1 protein-coding gene is annotated in these 430 nt (G+C 64.7%); it reads left to right on the forward strand.

What is annotated here, in order from left to right; translation table 11 throughout:
* On the forward strand, positions 1-430 hold a 430-nt coding region (locus CD790_RS34235; protein WP_144387279.1), incomplete at both ends, for an acyl carrier protein.

Consider the following 430-nt stretch of genomic DNA (forward strand, 5'->3'; position numbering starts at 1 on the left):
AGCACTCGACCACGACGAGACGTTCCTCACCATCACCCACATGGACTGGGAACGCTTCACCGAAACATTCACCTCCATCCGCCACAGCCCACTCATCACCGACATCCCCGAAGTCATCACCGCCACCGAAACCACCAGCCTCGACACGCCGACAGACAACCAAAGCGACGCCTCGGCCCAACTGCGTCGACGCCTAGCGGAACAATCGACGCCCGAACAGCTCGAAACACTCCTGGGTCTGGTGCGGACCCACGCCGCCACCACCCTCGGCCACTCATCTCCCGAAGCCGTGGCGGCCGAGCGGGGCTTCCTGGAATCGGGATTCGACTCGCTCACCGCCGTGGAACTGCGCAACCGACTGCGCACGGCGACCGGACTCGCGCTGCCCACCACCCTGATCTTCGACTACCCCAACCCCACCACACTCGCC

Source organism: Streptomyces sp. SAJ15, assembly GCF_007595705.1.
Taxonomy (GTDB): Bacteria; Actinomycetota; Actinomycetes; order Streptomycetales; family Streptomycetaceae; genus Streptomyces.